At 69.2% G+C, this 25,201-nt stretch carries 20 protein-coding genes; 13 read left to right on the top strand and 7 right to left on the bottom strand.

What is annotated here, in order from left to right; genetic code table 11:
• The first annotated feature begins 54 nt into the window (after positions 1-54).
• Positions 55-402, top strand: a complete 348-nt coding sequence (locus K0817_RS17330; protein WP_374209560.1) for a tryptophan synthase subunit alpha — start codon at positions 55-57, stop codon at positions 400-402.
• A gap of 130 nt (positions 403-532) precedes the next feature.
• On the opposite strand, the gene trxA is transcribed toward K0817_RS17330, so the two are convergent.
• The 4 genes from trxA to K0817_RS17310 form a co-directional block, all read right to left on the bottom strand.
• Entirely contained in the window at positions 533-856 is a 324-nt protein-coding gene (gene trxA, locus K0817_RS17325) for a thioredoxin (RefSeq protein WP_219982931.1), read from the bottom strand.
• Positions 857-928: 72 nt separating this feature from the next.
• Entirely contained in the window at positions 929-1,954 is a 1,026-nt protein-coding gene (gene trxB / locus K0817_RS17320) for a thioredoxin-disulfide reductase (RefSeq protein ID WP_219982930.1), read from the bottom strand.
• A gap of 102 nt (positions 1,955-2,056) precedes the next feature.
• The gene (gene murJ, locus K0817_RS17315; RefSeq protein ID WP_219982929.1) at positions 2,057-3,667 is read right to left on the bottom strand and encodes a murein biosynthesis integral membrane protein MurJ; all 1,611 of its coding nucleotides are present in this window, start codon (positions 3,665-3,667) and stop codon (positions 2,057-2,059) included.
• Entirely contained in the window at positions 3,664-5,892 is a 2,229-nt protein-coding gene (locus tag K0817_RS17310; RefSeq protein ID WP_253735480.1) for a DUF6049 family protein, read from the bottom strand. Before K0817_RS17310 ends, murJ begins: the two co-directional genes overlap by 4 nt.
• Positions 5,893-6,053: 161 nt before the next feature.
• On the opposite strand from K0817_RS17310, the gene K0817_RS17305 reads away from it, so the two are divergent.
• The 3 genes from K0817_RS17305 (at position 6,054) to K0817_RS17295 (ending at position 10,257) form a co-directional block, all read left to right on the top strand.
• The gene (locus K0817_RS17305; RefSeq protein ID WP_219982927.1) at positions 6,054-7,577 is read left to right on the top strand and encodes a methyltransferase; all 1,524 of its coding nucleotides are present in this window, start codon (positions 6,054-6,056) and stop codon (positions 7,575-7,577) included.
• A gap of 25 nt (positions 7,578-7,602) precedes the next feature.
• Positions 7,603-9,030 (top strand): CCA tRNA nucleotidyltransferase, encoded by a 1,428-nt coding sequence (locus K0817_RS17300; protein WP_219982926.1) that lies wholly within the window; start codon positions 7,603-7,605, stop codon positions 9,028-9,030.
• Positions 9,031-9,177: 147 nt separating this feature from the next.
• Entirely contained in the window at positions 9,178-10,257 is a 1,080-nt protein-coding gene (locus K0817_RS17295) for a mechanosensitive ion channel family protein (protein WP_219982925.1), read from the top strand.
• Positions 10,258-10,272: 15 nt separating this feature from the next.
• Here the strand turns inward: K0817_RS17295 and K0817_RS17290 are convergent, their stop codons facing one another.
• Entirely contained in the window at positions 10,273-10,761 is a 489-nt protein-coding gene (locus K0817_RS17290; RefSeq protein WP_219982924.1) for an FBP domain-containing protein, read from the bottom strand.
• A gap of 464 nt (positions 10,762-11,225) precedes the next feature.
• Between K0817_RS17290 and K0817_RS17285 the strand changes: the two genes are divergently transcribed.
• The 7 genes from K0817_RS17285 to K0817_RS17255 all read left to right on the top strand — a co-directional run bounded on the left by K0817_RS17285 (position 11,226) and on the right by K0817_RS17255 (position 21,863).
• Positions 11,226-14,780, top strand: a complete 3,555-nt coding sequence (locus tag K0817_RS17285) for a family 43 glycosylhydrolase (RefSeq protein ID WP_219982923.1) — start codon at positions 11,226-11,228, stop codon at positions 14,778-14,780.
• Positions 14,781-14,942: 162 nt separating this feature from the next.
• A complete protein-coding gene (locus tag K0817_RS17280; RefSeq protein ID WP_253735479.1) occupies positions 14,943-16,175 on the top strand; it encodes an ROK family transcriptional regulator in 1,233 nt (410 codons plus the stop codon).
• A 37-nt stretch (positions 16,176-16,212) separates the two neighbouring features.
• Positions 16,213-17,094 (top strand): ABC transporter permease, encoded by an 882-nt coding sequence (locus K0817_RS17275; RefSeq protein WP_253735478.1) that lies wholly within the window; start codon positions 16,213-16,215, stop codon positions 17,092-17,094.
• Positions 17,091-17,897: an ABC transporter ATP-binding protein gene (locus K0817_RS17270; RefSeq protein ID WP_253735477.1), complete on the top strand. Its 807-nt coding sequence runs from the start codon at positions 17,091-17,093 to the stop codon at positions 17,895-17,897. Before K0817_RS17275 ends, K0817_RS17270 begins: the two co-directional genes overlap by 4 nt.
• Before the next feature lie 37 nt (positions 17,898-17,934).
• Positions 17,935-18,957, top strand: a complete 1,023-nt coding sequence (locus K0817_RS17265) for an aliphatic sulfonate ABC transporter substrate-binding protein (RefSeq protein ID WP_219982922.1) — start codon at positions 17,935-17,937, stop codon at positions 18,955-18,957.
• A gap of 6 nt (positions 18,958-18,963) precedes the next feature.
• Complete coding sequence (locus K0817_RS17260; RefSeq protein ID WP_219982921.1) at positions 18,964-20,478, top strand: sulfatase-like hydrolase/transferase; 1,515 nt, start codon at positions 18,964-18,966, stop codon at positions 20,476-20,478.
• Positions 20,475-21,863 carry a sulfatase gene (locus K0817_RS17255; RefSeq protein ID WP_219982920.1) on the top strand — a complete coding sequence of 463 codons (1,389 nt, stop codon included), beginning with the start codon at positions 20,475-20,477 and terminating at the stop codon, positions 21,861-21,863. Before K0817_RS17260 ends, K0817_RS17255 begins: the two co-directional genes overlap by 4 nt.
• Positions 21,864-21,881: 18 nt before the next feature.
• On the opposite strand, the gene K0817_RS17250 is transcribed toward K0817_RS17255, so the two are convergent.
• Together K0817_RS17250 and K0817_RS17245 are read right to left on the bottom strand one after the other, a co-directional pair.
• The gene (locus K0817_RS17250) at positions 21,882-23,063 is read right to left on the bottom strand and encodes a hypothetical protein (protein ID WP_219983152.1); all 1,182 of its coding nucleotides are present in this window, start codon (positions 23,061-23,063) and stop codon (positions 21,882-21,884) included.
• 5 nt (positions 23,064-23,068) lie between these two features.
• Positions 23,069-24,079 (bottom strand): hypothetical protein, encoded by a 1,011-nt coding sequence (locus K0817_RS17245; protein WP_219982919.1) that lies wholly within the window; start codon positions 24,077-24,079, stop codon positions 23,069-23,071.
• 207 nt (positions 24,080-24,286) lie between these two features.
• On the opposite strand from K0817_RS17245, the gene rpsF reads away from it, so the two are divergent.
• Positions 24,287-24,655: a 30S ribosomal protein S6 gene (gene rpsF, locus K0817_RS17240; protein WP_219982918.1), complete on the top strand. Its 369-nt coding sequence runs from the start codon at positions 24,287-24,289 to the stop codon at positions 24,653-24,655.
• A gap of 5 nt (positions 24,656-24,660) precedes the next feature.
• Positions 24,661-25,170, top strand: a complete 510-nt coding sequence (locus K0817_RS17235) for a single-stranded DNA-binding protein (protein WP_219982917.1) — start codon at positions 24,661-24,663, stop codon at positions 25,168-25,170.
• Positions 25,171-25,201: the final 31 nt, after the last annotated feature.

Below are 25,201 nucleotides of genomic sequence, written 5' to 3'. Positions count from 1 at the left end.
AGCGTAGAGCGCGCGATGGCCCGCGCTCACGCCCGAGAGTCGTACCCTGGATTGGTGGCGAACGACGAGCAGACCAGGCGCCCCCGCGCCAGCCTCGAACTGCTGCGCGCCGAGGCGGCGGACGAGTTGTCGGTGCTCGTGACGGAACGACTGCGTGCCGGTGAAGACCCGTGGGACTTCATGGAAGACCTGCCGAGTGTCGACGAGCTCGTGGTGTTCATGCTGCGCGCCGAGAACATCGCCGAGAACGGCGGTTCACGCCCGAACGCGTCACGTCATTACCGAGTGCTGCGCCAGATCGCCTTGGACTACCCGCCACTCACGCCGGCCGTCTGGCGCCTGCTCGGCGACGCGAACACGCACCGCCGTTGGGACGCGATCGTGCGTGCCGACGCGTCCTGAGGTTCGCCGGGCTGCCGGCATCCGTGGAGTCCTCAGAAAATGGATGCCGCAACCGGCATGTAACGCGAAAGCCCCGGCGATCGGGACCTCTCACGGGTGAGGGTCCGACGGCCGGGGCGACGCGGACGAACTACGCGATGTAGGTCGCGAGATCCTGCTCGAGGGCGAACTTCGGCTTGGCGCCGATGATGGTGGTCTCGACCTGGCCCTTGTTGAAGACCTTCATCGCCGGGATCGACGTGATCTGGTACTTCATGGCGAGGTCGGGGTTCTCGTCGACGTTGAGCTTGAGCACGGTGATCTTGTCGGGGTGCTCGGCCTGGATCTGGTCGAGGATCGGCGAGACCATGCGGCACGGGCCGCACCACTCGGCCCAGAAGTCGACGAGCACCGGCCCGTCGGCCTGGATCACGTCCTGCTCGAATGTGGCGGAAGTCGTCGCCTTGGCGGTCATGTGTTCGTCTCCTTCGGTGGGAAGCCTGCTTCTTGGCGAAACGCTGCGGCTGCCCGCATTGTTCCGAACGTCCTAGGCGGCGTTGACCTTGGCGGTCTCTGCACTCTCAGCGCTGTCGCCGTCCGCACCGGGCAGCCCGTCGATCTCGGCGACGTCGGGGGCGGGTGCGCCGGCCTCGCCGAGCGCCGCGAGGTAGTGCTCGACGTCGAGGGCCGCGACGGTGCCGCTGCCGGCGGCGGTGACGGCCTGACGGTAGGTCGGGTCGATCACGTCGCCCGCGGCGAACACGCCGGGCAACGAGGTGCGCGAGGAGCGGCCGTCGACCCAGATCGTTCCCTCGGGCGTGAGGTCGAGCTTGCCGTGGACGAGGTGCGTGCGCGGGTCGTTGCCGATCGCGACGAACACGCCGTCGAGCGCCAGTTCGGAGCGAGTGCCGTCGACGGTGGACTCGAGCACGACGCCGGTGACGGCGTCGTCGCCGATGATGTCGACGACCGCGCTGTTCCACACGAACTCGATCTTGTCGTTCTTGAACGCACGCTCCTGCATGATCTTCGACGCGCGCAGCTCGTCGCGACGGTGGATGATGTACACCTTCGACGCGAACTTGGTGAGGAAGGTCGCCTCCTCCATCGCCGAGTCGCCGCCGCCGACGACCGCGATGACCTTCTCACGGAAGAAGAAGCCGTCGCACGTGGCGCAGTACGACACTCCCCGGCCGGAAAGGCGCGCCTCACCGTCGATGCCGATCTTGCGCGGCGCCGACCCGGTGGCGAACACGATCGAGTCGGCCTCGTGGCTGCCACCGCTGCCGAGCGTGATCTTCTTGATCGGCCCCGCGACGTCGAGCTCGACGACGTCGTCGTAGAGCACCTCGGCGCCGAAGCGCTCCGCCTGCTCCTGCATCTTCGCCATGAGATCCGGCCCCTGGATGCCCTCGGGGAAGCCCGGGAAGTTCTCGACGTCGGTCGTGTTCATGAGTTCGCCACCCGCTTCGACCGAGCTGGCGACGACGAGAGGACTCAGATTCGCCCGTGCGGCATAGATGGCGGCGGTGTAGCCCGCCGGCCCTGACCCGATGATGATGACCTGACGCACGAGCGCCCCTTTCGCATGGTTCGTGTGCTTCAACACATGGTAGCCGCGGGTCATTCCGCGAGCCCGCGTCCTTTCCGCGAGGTGACAAACGGATGCCGCAGACTATGCGCCGCGGCCGCCCGGGAGCATCCGCCGCACGAGCTGCGCCGCCACGCTCAGCTCGGGAGCGCGCAGCAGCGCCAGGAACGCGACGTACACGCCGAGCGCGACGAGCCCGATGATGGCCGCGCCGACCGCACCGAGCAGTTGGCTGGATGTGGTCCAGCCCCCGACACCACCCAGCAGCACGAACGTCAGCCACCCGGCGCCGGCCGCCGGAACCGCGGCGAGCGCGAACCGCCCGAGCGCCAGCATCCACGATCCGATACGCAGCCCTCCGAGCTTGCGCTCGAGGAGGATGGTGGCGATCACGAGCTGGACGATGCTCGCAAGTGACTGCCCGAGCGCGACGCCCGCGGCAAGAAGCGAGAGCGGTAGAAGCGCGGAGGCGATCCATGCCGTCGCAGCGACGATGACGCCCTGAACCAGGGTGAAGAAGAACGGGGTGCGCGTGTCGTTGTACGCATAGAACGTGCGCTGAATGACGAACAGGACTGCAAGCGGAACGAGGCTGACAAGGAAGCACAACAGGACGGGAGCTGCTTGCGCGGCCTGAGCGGCGGTGTTGGTGAAGATTCGGCTGGCAGGGACCGCACCGACGGCGAGAGCCGCGGTCGCAAAGACGATGAAGAACCCGAGCGTACGGATGCTCTGACCGATGTCGCGCCGCACGTCTTCGTCGCGACCCGCCGCGGCATGCTCACTGAGCTGAGTGAAGTAGGGCGTTCCGATCGACAGCACGATGATCGAGTAGGGCAGCATGAACAGCAGCCAGGCGTATTGGGAGGCAGCGATCGCCGGACCATTCTCCGACGCTCCCGATAGCACGCGAGACTGCACGATTCCGGCCAGTTGGCCGACGAGCATCATGAGGAACGTCCAGCCCGCTAGCCGGCCCAGGTGGTTCAGGCCGACCCCGCGCCAGCGAAAATCAGGTCGGACGCGGAGGCGTGCGGCACGCCAGAAGCACAGCAGGATCACCGCTTGCACCACGATTCCCGCGGTGGCCGTACCGCCGACAACGGCGATCATCTCTGGAGTCCATACGCCTACGGCCGTGATCGGGCCGCCGAACAGCACGATGAAGGCGACGAAACCGGCGATCGAAACCGCGTTGTTGACGATCGGGGCCCAGGTATACGGGCCGTAGACGCGGCGGGCGTTGAGAATCTCCCCGACGAGGGCATAGAGACCGTAGAAGAACACTTGCGGAAGGCACCAATAGGCGAAGGCTGTCGCGAGCGCAAGTTGCTCAGTGGTGAACCGGTCGGCGTACAGGTGGACGAGAACGGGAGCCGCGACCACTGCCAAGATCGTGGTCAGCAGCAGTCCGGCGACACCCAGGGTCACGAGCTTCGATACGAACGCGCTTCCGCCGTCGTGGTGCGCGGCGGCCTTGACGATCTGCGGCACCACGACAGCGCTCAGGAGGCCTGCGGAGATGATGGCGTAGATATTGTTCGGTAGCTGGTTCGCGACGGCGAATGCGTCGGCGGCACCGCTGTTGACGGATCCGATCGCGGCCACCAGCACGACAGATCGAATGATCCCGGTCAGCCGGGAGACGATCGTGCCGGCGCCGATCAGGACGCTCGCCCGGCCGATGCCGCTCAACGCTCGGGCTCTTCAGTCGGGGCGGGGCCGTCGCCAGGGGTGCCGGCTTGGGTGGCGCCGGGCTCCGGTTCGCCACGCCGACGTCGCCGGCGAATCCGCAGCACCGTGCGGACGACGCCGATCGTCAGCAGGCCGCCCACGATCGCCGCGAGGACCGCGATCCCCACGGCCTCCCACTCGGCCCACACGTTGACCTCGACGGTCTGCGGCGGTCCGATGGCGACGAACGCGGGACTGCGCAGCTGCAGCGCGAGGGTCACTTCGCCGCTGCCGACGCGGGCCTGCACGGGTACCTCGACGCGCGTGTTGCTCTGCGCCGTGGCGATCACCGTGGTCTCGCGCTGGACGTCGAGTCGCAGGTTGTTCGGCGTCGTGTACAGCACGAGGTTGACCGGGTAGTCCAGGTCGTTGCGCACCCAGAACCGCAGCGACGCGTTCGATCCGAACAGGTCGCCCGCACTCGCGGGCACCAGCCCGACCGAGTCGAGGGTCGCGGATGTCGCGGCGCGATGCTCGGCCAGCGCCGTGGGCCATGCGGGATCGGCGACCCACGCGACGCCGAGCAGCTGCAGGATCTCTGCGCGCTCGGGGCCGGTGAGCAGTGCGGGGTCATCGAGGATCGTCGCGAACCGCGCGAGCGCGCTCTCGTCGGCGAGGAGAGTGGAAGCCGCGGCCGCGCGCTCCGGCTCGGGCTCGGCGTCGCCGATCGCGACCTGCCCCGGCTCGCTCGCGATCAGTCCGGCCAGCGATCTCGGCACGGTGCCCGGTGCCGTGCTCGCCGTGGCGATCGCGGTGCTCAAGCCCACCCGGTCGCGGTCGGCGCTGCGCCCGAGCGAGACCAGGAGCGGGCCGTCGGCCTCGGCGGCCGCGAAGGCCAGGAAGGCGGTCGCGGCCGTGAGCGGTGCACCGCGCAGCCACGACTTCTCGCGGACCGACGCCTCGTTCAGCTGCTCCGAGACGTCGGTGTCGTACACGAGGACGGCCGCCTCGCCGGCGCGTCCGTGAGCGGCCACCGTGCTGCCATCGGAGCCCCCGGCGGTCGAGGTCGACGGGATCAGGGTGAGCGACGCCCGGTCTTCGGCGGTGAGCCCGCCCAGCTGGGCGACGACGTCGGGGGTGGCCGTTCCGCCGGCCGGCCAGTACACGCCGGCCCGCGCGTCGTCCCCCACCGAGAGCAGCTGTGCCAAGTCGGGCACGGTCGGCTCGCCGGTGTCGGTTTCTACGTCGGGCGTCGGAGTCGTCGTCGGAGAGGGCGTGGGGGTCGGGGTCGGGGTCGCGGTGGCGAAGTCGGCCGGGTCGAGGTACGCGGTCAGCGACGTCGGCGACAGCGGCCGGGTGAGACCCGCCTGCAGCTGCGCCGTCACGTCGGCGTCGCCGAACTGCAGCGCGAAGCGCGAGTTGGGCAGCGCCATGAGCCGGCCGAGCCAGTCGATCGCAGACGCTGGAGCCGACGACCCGAGCACGCGGATCGACGCCGGGATCGCGGGGTCGATGGCCAGAATCGCCCCCGTGCCGTCGACGCCGTCGAGCTGAGCCGTGAGACCGCCGTCCTGGGCCGTCAGCAGCGCGAGCTCGTCGGCGGTGAGCAGGCCGGCGGTGAGTCCGCCGGCGGTGATCGGCACGACCACGCCCATGCCCACCTCGCGGTCGTCTGCCGGCACGATCATGGCGCTCGTCGCAGTCACGACGCCGGACTCCGTCGGGTACGAGGCGACGAGGGGGTAGACGCCCGGCCCGCGGCCGGCGAGTGCGGCCGCATCGGGCGCGAGACTGATGCTCGTCACCTCCTCCGAACGCGGGGCGACGGGGTCCAGGGGTGCGGTCGAGACGGGATCGACCCCGACGCCGTCGGTCGTGCCGTCGAGCCATCCGGCCAGCGCCTGCCGGTCGGGCAACGGCGTAGCGCCGAGCGACAGGGTCACCTCGGCGGCCGGCAGCTCGGCATCGGTGCCGTTCTGTCGTGTGACCGCGGCCGTCAGCGACTCGCCCGGTCGTACGATGCCGTTGGCGACCGGCGAAAGGACGAACGCGGTCGTGCCCGGCGCGACGGGGGGCGTCGCGGTGGGTGTCGGGGTGGGGCCCGGAGCAGGCGACGCGCTTGCGGCAGGGACCGCGACGGGGGCCAGCAGCGCCAGCGCGACGACCGCACTCGCGGCGATGGCCGCGGCCAGGCGCGGCGCCCGAGGCCGGGCGCGGCGCCGGGCGTGGCTTCCCGGTGTGGTCACGATCATCCTGTCGGGGGGTTCGCTCCTGTGCGATGGCCTGACCGCACGACGACTGCGATTCTACGGTCCGACGCTCCGAGCCCCCCGAACATCGGCGGCGCGCGGCTCATCCGGCCTGGAGTACGGGGGTCGATGCCGATGCCGCAGGGTTGAATGGTCCCGTGCTTCCCGAACCGGATCCGGCCGTGTGCCGTGCGCTCGCCGCCGATCTCCACGACGCCGGATTCTCGGCCGAGGCCGTGCGCGCGGCGTGGGGAGACGCCGCCGATGACGCGATCGCGCGTGGGCTCCGGTCGCCCGCCGATCGGGCGCTGGGCTCGCGCGACGACGCCCTGGCCGTGCTGAGCAGACTTCTCGTGCTCGGGATGCCGCAGGGGAATGAATCCGTCGACCGCTCGCTGGTGCGCACGCGCGCGCGTGGCCTCGTGAGGCTGGGCCTCGCCGACGTCGCCGACGACATGGTGCGGCCGCTGGCGGTGGTACGGCCGCAGTCGTTCAGCCCGACCGCGGTCTCTAGTCAGTGGTGGATCGCGAGCGATCTCGACGAGGCTGCGCTCGGTGGGCCGCTTCCCGAGGATCACGTGCTCGGGGTGGGCGGCGCGTCGCTCACGCTGGCGAGCCTGCACCTGCCGACGCCGGCGACGCGTGTGCTCGACGTGGGTGCCGGATGCGGCATCCAGGCACTGCGCGCCCGGGCCTACGCCGATCGCGTCGTCGCCACCGACATCTCGGCGCGAGCACTCGCCTTCACCAGGCTGAACGCGCTGCTCAACGGGGTCGACGGCATCGAGGTGCGGCTCGGCAGCCTCTTCGAGCCTGTCGCCGGCGAGCAGTTCGACCGCATCGTGTCGAACCCCCCGTTCGTGATCACGCCGCGGCTCGCCGATGTGCCCTCCTACGAGTACCGCGACGGCGGGATGGTCGGCGACGCGATGGTGGCGGCCTTCGTCACCGGGGTCGGTGCGCACCTCGCGCCCGGCGGTGTCGCGCAGCTGCTCGGCAACTGGGAGACGCGCGAAGGAACCCCGGGCCTCGACCGCGTGCGGGAATGGGTCGAGGCATCACCGGTTCCGCTGGACGCCTGGGTCGTCGAGCGGGAGAGCCTCGACCCGCTGTCGTACGCCGAGCTGTGGGTGCGCGACGGTGGGACCCAGGCGGGAATGCCTGGATTCGCGCGCCTCGTCGACGTGTGGCTCGACGATTTCGGATCCCGTCGCGTCACCGAGGTCGGATTCGGCTACATCCTGCTGCGCCGGCCGGTCTCGGGAGCGCCGACGCTCGCGCGGTACGAGCGGCTCTCGGGATCGACGTCCGGCGGCGAGGGGCTGGGCGCGCACCTGGCCGACGCGCTCGCCGCCCACGACCGGCTCGACGGTCTCGACGACGACAGGGTCGCGGCATCCGTCCTCCTCGTCGCCCCCGACGTCACCGAGAACCGTCACCACCTGCCCGGCGCCGAGGACCCGACGGTGATCGAGCTGAGGCAGGGCGGCGGGTTCGGCCGGGCGCTCGCGGTCGATCCCGGGCTGGCGGCCCTCGTCGGCGCGTGCGACGGAGATCTGCCCGTCGGCGTCCTCATCGACGCGATCGCGCAGCTGCTCGAGGTCGATGCTCCCGCGCTGCGGGGCGACCTGATCCCGCGCGTGCGCGAGCTGCTGTTCACCGGCTTCCTCCGCTTCGCCTGAGCGAGCGGGCTTTAGGCTGGAGATCATGCTCAACATGGCCGAGGGCCTCGCGCGCCTCGGCGCGCTCGCCGAGTCCCGCGTCGTCGACACGCTCGCCCGCGCGTTCGCCGACGCCGGGTTCGATCTCGCGATCGTGGGTGGTCCGGTGCGCGACGCGCTGCTCGGCCGCGCCACGAACGACCTCGACTTCACGACCGACGCGCGTCCCGACGACATCCTGCGCATCGTCAAGCCCATCTCGAGCGCGCAGTGGGATATCGGCCGCGCGTTCGGCACGATCGGCGCGCGCATCCGCGGCGAGCAGGTCGAGATCACGACCTACCGCGCCGACAGCTACGACGGCGTGACGCGCAAGCCCACGGTCGAGTTCGGCGACACGATCGAGGGCGACCTGGTCCGTCGCGACTTCACCGTCAACGCGATGGCGCTGCGCGTGCCCGGCCGCACCCTCGTCGACCCGACTGGGGGCGTCGAGGACCTCGTCCGCACGATGCTGCGCACACCCGCCGATCCATCGGTCAGCTTCGGCGATGACCCGCTGCGCATGCTGCGCGCGGCGCGGTTCTCCTCCCAGCTCGGTTTCGATGTCGACCCCGCCACGGTCGAGGCGATGACCGAGTTGCGCTCGACGCTCGAGATCGTGAGCCCCGAGCGCATCCAGGCCGAGCTGGTAAAGCTCCTCGCGACCGACGACCCGCTGCGTGGCATCCGTCTGCTCGTCGAGACGGGGCTGATGCGCGAGTTCCTCCCCGAGGTTCCCGCGCTGCAACTCGAGATCGACGAGCACCACCACCACAAGGACGTCTACGAGCACTCGCTCACCGTGGTGCGGCAGGCCATCGATCTCGAGAAGCAGCGGAACCCGGATGCCGCCCCCGACGTCGCGCTGCGGCTGGCGGCGCTGCTGCACGACATCGGCAAGCCCGCGACGCGGCGCCTCGAGCCCGGCGGTGGCGTGACGTTCTACCACCACGACATCAAGGGCGCGCGGATGGCGCGCAAGAGGCTGCAGGCGCTGCGCTTCGACTCCGACACGATCGGCGCCGTTGCGCGCCTCATCGAGCTGCACCTGCGGTTCTTCGGGTATTCGGAGGGCGCGTGGACCGACTCGGCGGTGCGCCGGTACGTGCGCGATGCCGGTGGCGAGCTGGAGCGGTTGCACATCCTCACCCGCGCCGATGTCACGACCCGCAACGCCAAGAAGGCGGGGCGGCTGGCCCGCGCGTACGACGACATCGAACGCCGCATCGCCGAGCTCGCCGCCCAGGAGGAGCTCGAGGCCATGCGGCCCGAGCTCGACGGCAACCGCATCCAGCAGGTGCTCGGCATCGGCCCCGGCCCCGAGGTCGGCGAGGCCTACCGGTTCCTGCTGGACCTGCGCCTGGACGAGGGCGTGATGGGGCCGGATGCCGCGGAGCAGCGACTCCGGGAGTGGTGGGCCGCGCGGTCATAACCATCCGGCAGCGGCACCTGGGGAGATGGCTCCGTCGCCGCGCACCGCGACTTCCCTTTAGCCTGAGGGTCGGACCGGCCGAGTCCGGGGTTGCGGCATCCCCCTCCCCTCTGCCTAGCGTGGAAGCACGCAACCGAGAGGGGACATGTGCTCGACGTCATGGAGGAGAACTGGCAAACGTGGGCCGGATTCGGGATGGTCGCCGGCGTCGCGCTGGCGATCGCCCTGGCGATCATGGTCACGGCCACCGTCGCGCTGACGCTGCTCGGCCGCCGGAAGGAGTGGCCGCAGCGACTGCAGCGGCGCGCGAGGTGGCCCTTCCGCATCACGGTCCTGATCGTTGCGCTCGCCGTCTCGGTGGCCGCGATGCCCATCGACCCCGAGCTGCGTGGCGGCATCGAGCACCTGTTCGGGATCCTCATCATCGCGTCGGCGGCATGGCTGGTCGGCGAGCTCTTCCTGTTCTTCGTCGACAGCGGCACCAAGCGGTACCGGCTGGTCGAGAGCGACACGTTCTCGGCCCGCAAGATCCGCACGCAGCTGCAGATCGTGCGGCGCCTCGTCATCGTGGTGATCGTGGTGATCGCCATCGGTGCGATCCTGATGACCTTCGATACGGTGCGTGCGCTCGGCGCGAGCCTGCTGGCCTCTGCGGGCATCGCGTCGATCGTCGCGGGCCTGGCCGCACAGTCGGTGCTGGGCAACCTGTTCGCCGGGGTGCAGCTGGCCTTCAGTGAGGCGATCCGCGTGGGCGATGTGGTCGTGGTGCAGGGCGAGTGGGGCCGCATCAACCAGATCACGCTGAGCTATGTCGTGCTCGAGGTCTGGGATCAGCGCACCCTCGTGCTGCCCTGCACCTACTTCACCACGAACCCGTTCGAGAACTGGACCAAGCTCGGCAGGGCGCTCCTGGGCACGGTGTACTTCGACCTGGACTGGCGAGTGCCGCTCGACGGCATCCGTGCCGAGCTCGACCGCGTGCTCGCCGAGACCGATCTGTGGGACGGCGTCAACAGCGGCGTCCAGGTCACCGATGCCGTGGGCGGCGTGCTGCAGGTGCGCATCGTCGTCAGTGCCGCGGACTCCGGACGCATGTGGGACCTGCGCTGCCTGGTGCGCGAGCGGATCGTCGAGTGGTTGCGTCGAGAGGCGCCCGAGGCCCTGCCCCTGCGCCGCGTGCACATGGACGCTCCCGTGGCGGCGGACGCCGAGGCATCCGCCGCCTGACGGGAGCGATCCGGTTCAGCGGCTGTCGCGGATGTCTCGCGCGAAGCCCTCGGCGTGGGCGCGGAGCGCGTCGATCCGCCGCTGCCGCGCGGCCTCGACGTCGTACCCGAGGTAGGCCGGCGGCAGGGGCCGGCGCACGTTGGCCGAGCACTCGAACCGCTCGCACAGCAGGGTTCCCACCGTGTTGCCGTTGCGGCCGGCCTGGCCCGAGCGCTTGGCGCTGAAGAAGACGACGTCGTTGGGCAGTGTGACGTCCTCGCACCACGAGCACTGGGCCCGGCTGCGCGCGCGCTGCTCGGTCTGGCGCAACAGGATGCCGACGGGGCGGTCATCGACAGGCACCACCATGAAGCCGGCCAGCGGCTGTTTCGGGTCGCGCCAGCCGAGGTAGTCGAGGTGTTCCCAGCCCACGTGCGAGAGGTCGGGCAGGACGATGGCATTGCGTTCGCGCAGAGAGGCGTTGACGAAGGACGCGCGAAGGTCCTTCTCGGTGAATGCGTGCATGATTCCTTGCTTCACAAAGGCTCGCCGAGATGGGGCGAGAGTTCGGATGCCGCGAACCGGCGGTCCGCGGAGGCTCAGCGGCGTCGCGCACGGCGACGCGCACGACTACCTCCGCTCGGCGCGAGGAGCGCCGGCGACCTCCTTACGCCCGGTGGGCGTCGCAAAGCTCAGGGATTGCACGCGACAAGCCTACGCCTGCGCGCGGCAGCGGCAGCGGCGGCATCCACGACACCTGATGTCGACAGCGCATCACTGCCACGAACCGATGACGAATCGGAGTTCCTTTCCGCCGGAGCCTTGACGGAAAAATCCTCCCTCCGTTTGATGGGTCGCGACACACCACACGGAGGGTCACACCGCATCAGTGCTCGGCACGGGGGGCGGCCGTCCGGATCTCGACGCGTGCCCGGGTACGCGCCGCTGTCGTGCGCCCGCGCGGCACTTCGATGAAGAAGGAGACCCACATGATGCGATGGCGAACAGCGAGCCTGGCCACGGCGGCGGCGATCGCCGCAGCCCTGCTCGTCGGCACCCCCGCCGGCGCGGCCGCCCCCACCGCGGCCGCCCCCAGCGAGACAGCGCCCATTGAAACAGCGCCCATCGAGACCACGAGCGATCCTGCATCCGCGACCTACGCGAACCCGGTGACGGCGGGTGTCGTCGACACCTTCCCCGATCCGGCGATGATCCGCGGCAAGGACGGCGCCTGGTACGCGTACGGCACCACGAACCCGATCCTCCAGAGTTCGGGCGAGCCGGGCGAGCACATCCTCCCGGTGCTCCGCTCGACCGACATGGTGCAGTGGGAGTATGTCGGCGACGTCTATCCGCAGGATGCCGCCCTGCCCTCGTACTGGGCGGCGAACACACGCCCGTGGGCTCCCGACATCAGGTACATCGACGGCCAGTACTACCTGACCTACTCCCTCTCCAACGGTGGGGTCGCGCTCCTGACGGCCGACACGCCGACAGGTCCGTGGACCGACCGCGGGCCGCTCGTCGGGGGTGCGGGCGTCGCCGGGTGCCCCACGGGAAACATCGATCAGGCGCTGTTCACCGACAGTGACGGCGCGCACTACTTCTACTGGGGCAGCTACGACGTGATCTGCGTCTCGGAGATGAACGCCGACGCGACGGCGCTGACCGGTGAGGTGACTCAGGTCGCCCAAGGGCGCCGCATGGAGGGCGCCTTCGTCGTTCAGCGCGACGGCTTCTACTACCTCATGTACTCCGACGCGGGATGCTGCGACGGGGCGTTCAGCGGATACACCGTGAAGGTGGGCCGCAGCGAGAGCCCGACCGGTCCGTTCGTCGACGATCACGGAGTCGATCTGATGGCCCTCTCGAGCAAGGGCGGCTTCGTCCTGACATCCAACGGCAACGGATTCGCCGGACCGGGCCACAACGCGGTTCAGACGGATCTGGCCGGTCAGGACTGGCTCGTCTACCACGCGATCCCGGCAGCCGACCCGGACTTCCCGCCCGTCGACACCAGAAACGGCCGACTCAATCTGTCGAAGCGCCCGATGATGATCGATCGCCTCGACTGGATCGACGGCTGGCCCGTGGTCAATGCCGGCGCCGGTCCGTCTGCGGGCGAGCAGACGGCGCCCGTCTCGTCGCCTGCACTGGGCACCGACTTCGCGGCCGGCCTGGATGGCTGGCGGGGGCGAGGCGAGGTCGAGATCGTCGAGTCGGCGGATGCCGGAGCCCACGCACGCGTCGCGTCCGGTGCCGCGCTGACCAGCGAGGCGCAGAGTTCCGGTGACCAGCGTGTGCAGGGCGACGTGCGGTTCGCCGAGGCAGGCGACGCCGGTGCCGCGGGCCTTGCGATGGGCGTGCGCGGGCGGAACGGGGCGACGGCGTGGATCGACCGCGAAGCCGGTGAGCTCCGGCTCGAGGTGACGCATGGGTCGCGTTCGGCGGAGCAGTCGGCGCCGCTCCCGGCGAGCTTCTCGTACGGGACGTGGCACGTCGTCTCGATCGAGTGGCGGGGAGGCACGGTGTCGGCTGAGGTCTCGGCAGACAACCTCAACGACCCGCTCGCGACCGCGACGGTCGAGGCGCCGCGGCAGGCGAAATCGCACGGCGCGATCGGCGTATCGGCCGAGGGGGCGGCGGTCGACGCCGACAACCTCAGCGCGGCCGCGCTGTACCAGCCGGTGACCGAGCGCGTCGCCGACCCGCAGGCGGACGAGCTGCTCGCCGAGCACTCCGACGAGTTCGGCGTCGACGGCGCCCCCGAGGCAGCGGACGACGCCTGGACGTGGGTGCGTCCGCCGACGGCAGGACCGGTCGTCTCGGGCGGTTCGCTCGTGTGGCCGACGCAGGGTGCCGAGCTGCACCTCGCCAACAACACCGCACCGGTGCTGCTGCGCGACGCGCCGCGCGAGGACTTCATGGTCGAGACGAAGCTGACCTTCGACGGCGATCGCGCCGCCCAGCAGGCGGGCCTCGTGCTGTACGAGACCGACGACCGGTACCTCAAGCTCGCGCACTCCGTGCTGCCGCTCAATCGCAAGCCGGGGCAGTTCCTGCATCAGACCGAGTTCGGCAAGGAGAGCGAGCGGCCGACCGCCACTCCGCCGGCCGCCGTCGCCCACGGGCCGATGTTCGGCGCTGCTCCCGCCGAGACGACGTGGCTGCGCCTGTACGCGCAGCTCGACGCCGGGAACGGCGAATGGGACGTGCGCATGGCGTCCAGCACCGACGGCGCGAAGTGGCAGTGGGGTGGCTCCTGGTCGCTGGCGACTCTCGGCGACCTGCGCATCGGGCTCATCTCGTACAACGCCCCGGGCGCGACCGCCGAGTTCGACTATCTCCGCACGTACGCGATGGGCGGTGCCGAGCGCGCCTTCCCCGCGAGCTGGCCGATCCCCATGCCGTACGGGCTGGCAGACGGGCGGGAGGAGCTCATGCCCCGCGCCGACAACTCGCTGATCCTCGACCTCGAGCTTCGCCCTCAGGACGCGGAGCTCGGCCGGGTGTGGATGCGTGACACGTACGTCAACCGGTTCGAGGTCGACGGCGAGACCGTCTATGTCGCCACGGGAACCACCAAACCCGGCGAGCTCGACAAGGCGGCCCCCTGGAACGACGGCATCTACGTATGGATCGCGCCCGCGCTCGATGGCCCGTGGCAGCTCGTCGACACGACGGGCATCCGTCCTGATGAGGAGAAGGGCAAGGTCTGGTCGCCGGAGTTCGTCGGTGAGAACACCGACGACCGCGTGGTCGTGACCGACTGGCAGGCCTACAAGAACCCGGACGACCCGGCGACCAAGGCGGGCAACGCGTGGGCGCCGGAGCTGCACTACATCGACGGCAAGTGGTACCTGGTGGCCTGCATGGGCGATCAGAGCGCGTTGACCGGCTCATTCATCCTGGTGAGCGAAGGCGGACCGGAGGGCCCGTACCGGAACATCGAGGCGAACATCGACCACCCGCTCGGCGAGCCGGTGCGCGCGAACAATCCGCAGTACTACCACATCGACGGCGGACTGTTCGATGACGGCGACAAGACGTACCTCGTGCTGCACAACGACCTGTACTCGGAGTTGACGCCCGACATGGAGAACCTGGTCACGCCGACCGACCTGCCGGCGTTCACGCAGCGCAAGTACGCGCCCGAGCCCTACCTCGAGGGAGCGACGGTGACGAAGATGGACGGCAAGTACTACCTGATGCATGCCGCATGGTCGTGGAAACCCACGCCTTCGTCGGGTCCGACCTATCGGGCGGGCACGGGGCTGCGCGAGCAATACGACGCCATCGTCGCTGTGGCCGACTCGTTCGAGGGACCGTACACCGCGAGGTACACCGCCGGTGTGGGTGCCGGTCACAACAACATGTTCATCGACGAGCACGGCGATGCGTGGATGACGTTCTTCAACAACCCGGCACACGGCTACTGGGCCGATCCGTCGCGCATCGGCGACGCGGCCGTCCCCGGCATCGTGCGGATGGAGAAGAGCGGTCCGCTCGGCGAGGTGCTGACGGTGGCTCGCCCCGCTGACTGACGGGTTCGTCGACGCAGCGGGGTGCTCGCCGATACGGCGGCGCCCCGCTGCGCGCAAGCGCGACGTGTGCGAAGGCAACGTTTTGGTCACGCCACGGACTAATCCAGGAATCTTTCTGTCGGGCTGTTGACGGAAAAATTCGAGGTTGAGAGTGTGGCACGCATGTCATCGACGACCGGGGTTCACGCACTGGTGCGGCGCACCCATGAAGAGCGGGTGCTCTCGGCACTGCGCAGCCACGGTGCGCTGAGCCGGGGAGAGCTGGCCAAACGCGTCGGGCTGTCGCGCACCACGCTGTCCGAGATCACCGCGCAGCTGCTGCAGCGCGGTGCGATCATCGTGGCCGACACGGATGCCGCCACGCGCGCCGGCAGCGGGCGCCCCGCCGAGCGGCTCGCCCTGGACCCCGAGTCGGGGCAGTTCCTCGGCGTCGACTTCGGGCACCGCCGCGTGCACGTGGCGGTCGCCGATGCGTCGCACGACGTGATCGCGCAAGGCGTCGAGCGCTACGAGGACGACATCTCGTGGCCCGAGCGCATCTCGATCGCCTTCGGACTGATCGATCGACTCAGCCGCGAGACCGGTGTCCACTATGGAGCCCTGCAGGCCATCGGCATCGGTGTGCCCGGACCATACACCTCGGCTCGGGCCGGCGTGCCGGCCGTCAGCTGGAAGAAGCAGCTGGCACCCGACGGCGTGGACGACGCCTTCGCGGAGCGATTCCACGCCCCGGTCATCGTCGACAACAACACCCGGCTCGCGGCGCTCGCCGAGGCCATCACCCGGCCCGACGCCGTCGACAATCTTCTCTACCTGCGACTTTCCGACGGTGTCGGCGGCGGGCTGGTGGTCGCGGGGCGACTCGTCACGGGTTCGCGCGGCTTCGCGGGCGAGCTCGGGCATGTGACCGCCGACCCGACCGGGCTGCCCTGCCGGTGCGGGAAGCGCGGATGCCTCGAGACCGTGGCATCCGTGCCCGCCATTCTGCGCGCATGCCGCGAAGCAGGCGGCGACGTCGACACTCTCGATGACCTCGCACTGGCGGTGGCCAAGGGTGACCCCGCCGTCGACATGGTGCTGCGCAGCGTCGGGTCCACCGTCGGGCGCGTCCTCGGTGCGGCCGCGATGACCCTCAACCCCCGTGAGGTCGTGATCGGCGGGGAGATCGTGCACATCGCGCCGGTGCTCGTCGAACAGGCCGCCGCGACCCTCCGGTACGAGCTCTACTCGATCCCGTCCGATCAGCCCCACATCGTCCGGGCCGCCCAGCTGCGCGACAGCGACGGCGCCCTCGGTGCGATCGCGGCCATCTTCCACCAATCCCCTCTCCTGGCCGGATACCCCGACCCGACGGCATCCAGCCGTTCCCTCCCGCAGCAAAGGAGCGCACTGTGAACCCGCATCGACCACGCAAGCGTGCGAAGGCGATCCGATGAGCGGCAGCGCACAGCCGGCCGCGCCGTCGCGCGCCGACATCCAGCCGTACACGATGAGCTCGTCCGCAGACATAGAGCGACTGCCCGCCGATGGCCCGAAGCCGCGAGCGAGATCCGGCCGTAGCCGGCTGTCCAAGCGCTCGCGCCTCGCGATCCTCAATGTCGTCTCGATCGTCGGCGGCATCGGGATCTGGTGGTTGCTCGCGCTGAGCGGGCTGCAGCTGCCCACCCCGCCCGAGGTCGTCCAGAAGGCGGTCCAGCTGTGGAACGCCGGGATCCTGCAGGAAGACCTGCTGGCCAGCCTGGCTCGCGTGCTCAGCGGCTTCCTGCTCGGCAGCGCAGTCGCCATCCCGGTCGGCTTCCTCATGGGCTGGTACACCGTGGCGCGCGGACTTTTCGAGCCCTGGATCCAATTCTTCCGCACCATCCCGCCGCTGGCCCTCCTGCCGCTCGTGCTGGTGCTGATGGGCATCGGCGAGATCCCCAAGGTCTTCGTGATCTTCCTCGCCGCGTTCCTCGCGTGCGTGATCTCGACCTACCAGGGCGTGGTCAGCGTCGACAAGACGCTCATCAACGCCGCCCGCGTCCTTGGGGCGAAGGACGGCACCATCTTCGCGCGGGTCGTGGTGCCGGCATCCACCCCGTTCATCCTCGTCGGCATGCGCGTGGGTCTCGGCTCCGCGTGGGCGACCCTCGTGGCCGCCGAGCTCCTCGCGGCGCAGGCGGGACTCGGTCACCGGATGCAGGCCGCACAGATCTACTACGACCTCGCCACGATCTTCGTGAGCATCGTCATCATCGGAATCCTCGGCCTGGTGATGGACCGCCTGCTGCTGTTCGCCGAGAGCAAGCTGACCGGATGGCAGGAACGCCGATGACCGACACCATGACCGCCGCCAAGATCTCTGTGCGCGGCATCCGCAAGACCTTCCCGCTCAAAGACACCGAGTTCGTCGCGCTCGACCACGTCGACCTCGACATCGCCGACAACGAGTTCGTCACCGTCGTGGGACCGTCGGGCTGCGGCAAGTCGACGCTCATGAACATCCTGGCTGGGCTCGAGGAGCCGACATCCGGTGAAGCCCTCGTCGACGGCCGAGCGGTCTCGGATCCCGGCCCCGAGCGCGGCGTGATCTTTCAGCAGTACGCCCTGTTCCCCTGGCTCACCGTGCGCAAGAACGTGGAGTTCGGGCTCAAGGTGGCGGGGGTGTCGAAGACCGAGCGCCGCGAGCGGGCGAACCACTTCATCCGCATGGTCGGCCTCGAGCAGTTCGCCGATGCGCTGCCGAAGATGCTCTCGGGAGGCATGAAGCAGCGATGCGCGATCGCCCGTGCCTACGCCGTGAACCCGTCCATCCTGCTGATGGACGAGCCGTTCGGAGCGCTGGATGCCCTCACCCGCGTGAAGCTCCAAGAGCAGCTGCTCGACACGTGGAGTCGCGAGAAGCGCACGGTGATGTTCATCACCCACGACGTCGACGAGGCGGTGTTCCTGGCCAATCGCGTGATCGTGATGGCCGCCGCCCCTGGCCGTATCTATGAGGTCATCGAGGTCGATCTGCCTTACCCCCGCACGGAGGACGTGCGCCTGAGCCCCGAGTTCGGGGCGCTGCGCAATCGCGTCTGGCACGCCGTGTACCACCAAGAGCCCGGCACCGCAGCCGGAACCGCGTCGCACTGAGACGCCGAACCCGACGAAGGGAACAACAGCAATGAGGATGAACAGGAAACTCATCGGCGCGGCCGCGGCCGGCATCGCCGTCGCCGTCGCACTCACCGGATGCGCGAGCGGGTCCGGAGGAAGCCCGGATGCCGGCGACGCCGACGAGAGCGAGTACGAGGACGTCATCGACGTGGACTTCGGCTACATCCCGGACTTCAACGGCACCAGTCTTCTCGCGATCGCCGAGGACCAGGGGCTGTGGGACAAGTACGGGCTCAACGTGACGACCCAGAACTTCACGAACGGTCCGCTGCAGATCCAAGCGCTCGGAACGGGCGACCTCGACTTCGGCTACATCGGCCCGGGAGCGGTGTGGCTTCCCGCATCCGGTCAGGCCAAGATCGTCGCCCTCAACACCCTCGGTCAGGCCGACCGGGTCGTGGCGCAGGCCGGCATCGAGTCCATCGAAGATCTGCGCGGCAAGACCGTCGCCTTCCCGGAGGGCACCTCCGGCGATATGATCCTGACGCTCGCGCTCGAGGAGGCGGGCATGACGAAGGACGACATCAACGCCGTGGCCATGGAGCCCGCGGCCATCGTCGCCGCGCTGTCATCGAAGCAGGTCGACGGCGCCGGCTTCTGGTATCCCGCCCTGGCCACCGTCATGGAGCAGGTGCCCGACCTCGTGGAGCTGGCTGAGAACAGCGACTTCGAAGACACCGTCGCCTTCCCGACGGCGTTCGTCGCCGGCAATGACGTCGTCGCTGACGAGCCCGAGAAGGTCGACCGCGTGCTCAAGGCGCTGCGCGAGGCGATCGCCTTCCGCGCCGAGAACACCGACGAGGCGATCCAGCTGACCGCCGACTTCTCGGCGCTCGACCCGGCGCAGGTCGAGGCAGACGCGGGCAACGTCCAGATCCTCTCGCTGGAAGAGATCGACGCACTGACCGAGGACGGCACCGTCGACACGTGGCTGGCGGGCATGGTCGACTACTTCGTCGCCGCCGGCAAGCTCACCGAGCCGGCTGACCCTGCCGACTTCTACACCGGCGATCTCTTTCTGCAGGCAGGCGAGTAATCCGACATGAAGTCGAGCAACATCCTCTTCCTCATGACCGACCAGCACCGGGTCGACACCCTCGGGGCCTACGGCAATGCCCTGGCGGCGACTCCCGTGCTCGATGAGCTCGCTCGCACCGGAACGCGATTCGATCGGTGGTACACCCCGACCGCGATCTGCACCCCGGCGCGCGCGAGCCTGCTGACCGGTCAAGCCCCGTTCCGGCACCGTGTGCTTGCCAACCATGAGCGCAACGTGGGGTATCTCGAAGACCTCGCCGACGGATCGTTCACGTTCGTCGAGGCGCTGCGGGAGAAGGGCTACAACACGGGGCTCATCGGCAAGTGGCATGCCGGTACCGAGAAGAAGGCGGCGGACTTCGGGTTCGATGGTCCCGACCTCCCCGGCTGGCACAACCCCGTGGACAATGAGGACTACCTCGACTTCCTGCGCGAGAACGGTCTGCCGCCGTACGAGATCAGTGACCGCATCCGGGGCACATTGCCCAACGGTGGGCCGGGCAACCTGCTGGCTGCCCGGCTCCACCAGCCCGTCGAGGCGACGTTCGAGTACTACCTCGCGTCCCGCACGATCGAGCTGCTGGAGCGCTATGCCGACGACGTCCGGCGAGAAGAGACGCCGTTCTTCCTCGAGCTGAGCTTCTTCGGTCCGCATCTGCCGTACATCATTCCCGACGAGTACTTCGACATGTTCGACCCCGCGGCCATCGAGCTGCCACGCTCGATTGCCGAGACGTTCGAGGGAAAGCCGCCGGTGCAGCGCAATTACAGCGCCCACTGGACGTTCGACACCATGCCGATCGAAGTGACGCGCAAGCTCATCGCCGTGTACTGGGGCTACGTCGCACTCATCGACCAGCAGATCGGGCGGGTGATGGCGGCCCTCGAACGCTTGGGCCTGGTCGACGACACGGCGGTCTTCTTCACGTGCGATCACGGCGAGTTCACCGGCGCGCACCGCCTGCATGACAAGGGCCCGGCCATGTACGAGGACATCTACCGAACCCCGGGGATCGTGCGGATCCCGGGCGCACCCGCCGGACAGGTCCGCACGGAGTTCGTCTCGCTGCTCGATGCCACGGCCACGATCCTGGAGCTGGCCGGCATCGATCCCTCGCCGGCGGTCGACTCCCGAAGCCTGGTTCCGCTCGTGCAGGGTGAGAACCCCGCGTGGGCTCCCGACATCGTGTGCGAGTTCCACGGGCACCACTTCCCCTACCCGCAGCGGATGCTGCGTGACGACCGCTACAAGCTGGTCGTGAACCCCGACTCGGTCAACGAGCTGTACGACCTGCAGCAGGATCCCGACGAGCTCTCCAACGTCTACGAGCAACCCGGGATGGATGCCGTCCGCTCGCGGCTGATGCAGCGCTTGTACGGCGTGCTGCGCGAGCGAGGGGACAACTTCTACCACTGGATGACGACGATGTACGACGTCGGTGCCGTCGACCACGACCCGACGCAGTCAGGGCTCGACGAGACGACGTACCTCTCGGGCGACGAGGCGTCGGCGGCATGACCCGTCCGAACATCGTCGTGATCCTCACTGACGACCACGCCGCCCACGCCATCGGCGCGTACGGTTCGGTCGTCAACGAGACGCCTCGCATCGACGAGATCGCGGCGGCGGGGGCACGCTTCGACAACTGCTTCGCCACCAATTCGCTGTGCTCGCCGAGCCGCGCGTCGATCCTCACCGGAACGTACAGCCACATCAACGGGGTGACGACACTCGTCACCCCGATCGACGCGGGGCAGCCCACCTTCGTGTCACGACTGAAGGATGCCGGCTACCGGACGGCGATGGTGGGCAAGTGGCACATGGGCGACGGGGAGGGGCACAACCCCGAGGGCTTCGACTACTGGGATGTGCTCATCGATCAGGGCGAGTACCACGACCCGCACTTCCTCAGTTCAGAGGGGCTGCGCCAGGTCGAGGGTTATGCGACAGATGTCATCACCGATCTCGCGCTGGCCTGGCTCGAGTCCCTCGAGGGCGATGACCCGTGGTGCGTGCTGATCTGGCACAAGGCCCCGCATCGTCCCTGGCAGCCCGCAGACCGTCACGCCGACCTCTACTCCGACCCGATTCCGCTGCCGGCGACGTGGGACGACGACTACGCCACCCGCGCGTCGTCGGCCCGGCGCGCCGCGATGCGCATCGCCGAGCACCTGAACGCGGAGGATCTCAAGCAGGACCCGCCGGCAGGCCTTTCGTACGAGGACGAAGCGCTGTGGAAGTACCAGCGCTACATGCAGGACTACCTCCGGTGCGTCGCATCCGTCGACGACAACGTCGGGCGCGTCACCGACTGGCTCCGCGCACGCGATCTCTTCGACGAAACGCTGATGCTGTACTCGTCCGACCAGGGCTTCTTCCTCGGCGACCACGGCTGGTTCGACAAGCGGTTCATGTATGAGGAGTCCATCCGCATGCCTCTGGTCGTGAGCTGGCCCAACCGGCTCCCGGCGGGCACGGTGCGCCGCGACATCGCGACGAACGTGGACTTCGCCCAGACCGTCCTCGACGCCGCCGGGGTCGCCCCGGATCCTCGCATGCAGGGACGGAGCCTGCTGGAGGCGACCGGCCGGGACGGCTTCTACTATCGCTACTGGGAGCACGACGACGGCTTCCACAAGGCGCCCGCGCACTACGGCTACCGCGATCACCGGTACAAGCTCATCTACTTCTACAACGACGGGATGGGACTTCTCGGAACGGGGCCGTTCACGTATCCCGGCGAGTGGGAGCTGTACGACCTCGAGCGAGATCCCGACGAGCTGCGCAATGTCGCCCGCGATCCGGCTTACGCTTCGGTCTTCTCCGACATGCGACGCCGGCTGCGCCAAGAGCAGCTGGCGGTGGCCGACGCTCCCTACGCCGGCGAGCCCGCGCTCGCCTGATTCGAGCCTCCGGCTCGGTCAGCGCGAGAAGAAGAACCCGAACACGCCGGCCTGAGACAGGAGCCAGAACAGCACGACAGCACCGACGGCCACGAAGGTCACCCACGGCACGCCCCGCTGCAGGCGGCGTCCCTGCTGTGCGACGCCGGGGGGAGGACGCAGCGTCTCCAGCGGCGCAGAGAAGGGGACGGATGCCACGGCGTCCCCTGCGACGCCGGCTCCCGGGTAGGGCGTCAGATCCGACGTCGACGCTGCCGCTGCGGCCCGCAGGCGTTCATCGCGCCACCGCGCCCACTGCGCGAACTTGTCGAGCAGTGCGCCTACGACGGAGAAGAGCCACGCCCACGTCGCGGGGTCGAGAGTGGAGAAGTCGCGCTTGGCGTAGAGGAAGAGCCAGTCGTCGACGATCTCGACGTCGAGGGCGGCGGCGTTGTCGATGAAGCGGGCCATGATGTCGGGCGTGAAGAGATAGAGCGCGTCGGTCTCGTAGCCGGCCGGGCAGGAGAGGGAGAAGTACCGGTCGAAGTCGCCCTCGAGGCTGAGGCGCTGGTCCTTGTCGAACGTCGCCGGCAGGTTCGAGCCGAACAGGCCGTTGTTGCCCGTGGCGTCGAGCACGATGTGGGGCAGCGGCACGTCGAGCTTGACGGCGACATACCCCCATTTGTGGGTCGTGCGGTTCTTGCCCGACCCGGTGGTGTAGCGATAATTCGCGAACTCCACGAACCGCGGGCGTTCGCCGCGGACGAGGTCCGAGGCTTGGCGCGAGCTGCCGAGCGAGAAGATCATGCCGGGCAGGCCGGGGTTCGCGAGGCGCGGGAGGTAGCTCATGCCGTTCGCCCGCGCGAAGCGGTCCAGTCGCAGCATGCGGGCGGACGCCCCGCGTCGTGCCACGACCGCGGCGACCACGGCGCCGGCCACGATGACGACGAGGACCACGACGGGAATGAACGTGAGCAGCAGGAATCCGATGCCCTCGCTCGCGGCAGAGGCGGCCACCGCGACGATCGTGCCGACCATCGTGAGGAACACCGAGAGGAACACGATGCCGAGCACCGTGATGCCGACGATCGCGGCGACGTTCGCCGAGGGCAGGCGTCCGGTGCGGCGAAGCTCGTGTGCGAACGCCCGCGCCGCGGCCGGGTCGACCGGCTCGACGAGCGGACGTGCGTCGAACGGGTACGCGGCGCCGGGCTGCGGCATCCCGCTCACCGGTTCACCTCGTCGGCGTCCCACTGCAGCGAAGCGCCCTCGCGGATGCCGAGTGCTTCGATGCGCGGATCCGTGCACAGTGCCCGCTGCAGCTCGGAGGAGCCGGCCACGATCGTCGAGTCCCAGTCCACCTCGCTCACCATGACCCACGCCCGGTCGGCGGGCCAGACGATACTGGGGGACTCCGCCCTCGGTGGGAAGCCGTGAGCGTCGCCGAGCCGGTCGCGCCACGGAACGGTGCGCACCCACTCCGGATCGGCAAGCTCCGACATCGCGGCGCGAAAGAGGACGAAGTCGCGATTCGGCAGACTCAGCCGTGGGCCGCGCGAGATCTCGTCCGACAGGATGCCGGGCTGCCACGTCGGCCGGCGGAAGACGTCGTTGAAGACGTCCCGCGTCGAGCGCGCCAGGAACTTGAGGTGATGGCCGGTCTGCGCGTCCGCGGCGTCCGGCTCGTTCACAGCGGTGAGCAGTGCGCGCGAAGGGCCGTACCCCATCGCGCCCACCAGGCTGCCCCAGCCCTCCCAGAGCGCGACGAAGCCGTCGTCCGGAGTCGTCGTGTGAGCGGCCGCGACGCCGGCCACGGCGCTGAGCGTCGCGGCATCGAGCTGCCCTTCCTGAGGAGCATCGAATTGCCAGCCGTCGGCAGACTGCGCCTGCTGCCACGCGTTCGGGTCCCATTCCCCGCTACGGGCTCGCACGAGCGATCCCCACTGCGCACCGGCGTGCATCTCGGTGCCGAATGCCTGCGCCGCATCGGCCCACCGGGCGGCCGTGGTCTCGATCTCGACCTGGCGGCCGGCGAATTCCTCCCACGCGTGCCGATTCCTGTCGTACGGAAGCGGCGGCCACTCCCCGTCGACAGGACGCGACCGGGTCGTGCCGTGGAAGACGCGGGTATAGAAGGGGAAGCCGCGCGGGACCACGTCGTGCATCGTGCCCCGCCACGGCTCGTCGACGCGATCCCTGATCCACGCGCCGGCCTCGACATCCGCCGTCCACTCCATGATGCCCACGGTACCGGTGCCGCTTCGTGCCCGACCCGCCCCGTCCCGAGTGCTTCGAACCCACGGTTCGGCCCGTGCCGGCGCATCCGGTACCATAGGAGGGTTGTCCGCATTGCACCCCTGTGTGCAGAACCCGGACGACGTGCACACACCCTCCTGCTCCCGGGAAATGCCCGGCAGCCGTTCTAGTCCGAAGGAGGTGGGTAAGTGACGCACCAGTACGAACTCATGGTCATCCTCAACCCGGAGATCGATGAGCGCCAGGTCGGCCCGAACCTCGACAAGTTCTTGAAGGTCATCACCAACGATGGTGGCTCGATCGACAACGTCGACATCTGGGGCAAGCGCCGTCTCGCTTACGAGATCGAGAAGAAGACCGAAGGCATCTACGCCGTCGTCAACTTCACCGCGTCGAGCGCAGCCACTCAGGAGCTCGACCGTCAGCTGAAGCTCAACGAGCAGATCATGCGCACCAAGGTGCTCCGTGCCGAAGAGGCCATCGCGATGGTCGCCTCGGAGAAGCAGCGCGCCGACGAGCGTGCCGCCCGCAAGAGCGCCAAGGCAGCGAAGGTCTAAGCGCCATGGCCGGCGAGACGATCATCACCGTCGTGGGAAACCTCACGGCTGATCCCGAACTGCGTTACACGCAGAACGGCCTCCCCGTCGCGAACTTCACGATCGCGTCGACGCCACGCAACTTCGACCGCCAGGCCAACGAGTGGAAGGACGGCGAAGCGCTGTTCCTCCGCGCGAGCGTGTGGCGCGAGTTCGCCGAGCACGTGGCCGGTTCGCTGACCAAGGGCATGCGGGTCATCGCGACCGGCCGCCTCAAGCAGCGCAGCTACCAGGATCGCGAGGGCAACAACCGCACCGCGATCGAGCTCGAGGTCGACGAGATCGGCCCGTCGCTGCGCTACGCGACCGCGCAGGTCACCCGCGCTGCCGGTGGCAGCAGCGGTGGCGGTGGCGGACAGGCCCGTCCCGCTCAGGTCGCCGACGAGCCGTGGTCGACCCCCGGTTCGGCGAACGCCGGCGGCAACGCCGACGCGTGGGCTGCCCCGGGCACCTACGGCGACGACACACCCTTCTAAGGGCTGATCTCACAAGCAGATTCCGGATGCC

This window comes from Microbacterium sp. HD4P20 (genome assembly GCF_019449275.2).
Lineage (GTDB): Bacteria > Actinomycetota > Actinomycetes > Actinomycetales > Microbacteriaceae > Microbacterium.
The sequence above is the reverse complement of the archived record's forward strand: the minus strand, read 5'-3'. Positions and strand labels throughout refer to the sequence as shown.

Coding starts and splice junctions, on each gene's coding strand:
- trxA (WP_219982931.1), bottom strand. CDS start 856: ATGACCGCCAAGGCGACGACTTCCGCCACATTCGAGCAGGACGTGATC.
- K0817_RS17300 (WP_219982926.1), top strand. CDS start 7,603: ATGCTCAACATGGCCGAGGGCCTCGCGCGCCTCGGCGCGCTCGCCGAG.
- K0817_RS17290 (WP_219982924.1), bottom strand. CDS start 10,761: ATGCACGCATTCACCGAGAAGGACCTTCGCGCGTCCTTCGTCAACGCC.
- K0817_RS17285 (WP_219982923.1), top strand. CDS start 11,226: ATGATGCGATGGCGAACAGCGAGCCTGGCCACGGCGGCGGCGATCGCC.
- K0817_RS17280 (WP_253735479.1), top strand. CDS start 14,943: ATGTCATCGACGACCGGGGTTCACGCACTGGTGCGGCGCACCCATGAA.
- K0817_RS17275 (WP_253735478.1), top strand. CDS start 16,213: ATGAGCGGCAGCGCACAGCCGGCCGCGCCGTCGCGCGCCGACATCCAG.
- K0817_RS17270 (WP_253735477.1), top strand. CDS start 17,091: ATGACCGACACCATGACCGCCGCCAAGATCTCTGTGCGCGGCATCCGC.
- K0817_RS17265 (WP_219982922.1), top strand. CDS start 17,935: ATGAACAGGAAACTCATCGGCGCGGCCGCGGCCGGCATCGCCGTCGCC.
- K0817_RS17260 (WP_219982921.1), top strand. CDS start 18,964: ATGAAGTCGAGCAACATCCTCTTCCTCATGACCGACCAGCACCGGGTC.
- K0817_RS17255 (WP_219982920.1), top strand. CDS start 20,475: ATGACCCGTCCGAACATCGTCGTGATCCTCACTGACGACCACGCCGCC.
- K0817_RS17250 (WP_219983152.1), bottom strand. CDS start 23,063: ATGCCGCAGCCCGGCGCCGCGTACCCGTTCGACGCACGTCCGCTCGTC.
- K0817_RS17245 (WP_219982919.1), bottom strand. CDS start 24,079: ATGGAGTGGACGGCGGATGTCGAGGCCGGCGCGTGGATCAGGGATCGC.
- K0817_RS17235 (WP_219982917.1), top strand. CDS start 24,661: ATGGCCGGCGAGACGATCATCACCGTCGTGGGAAACCTCACGGCTGAT.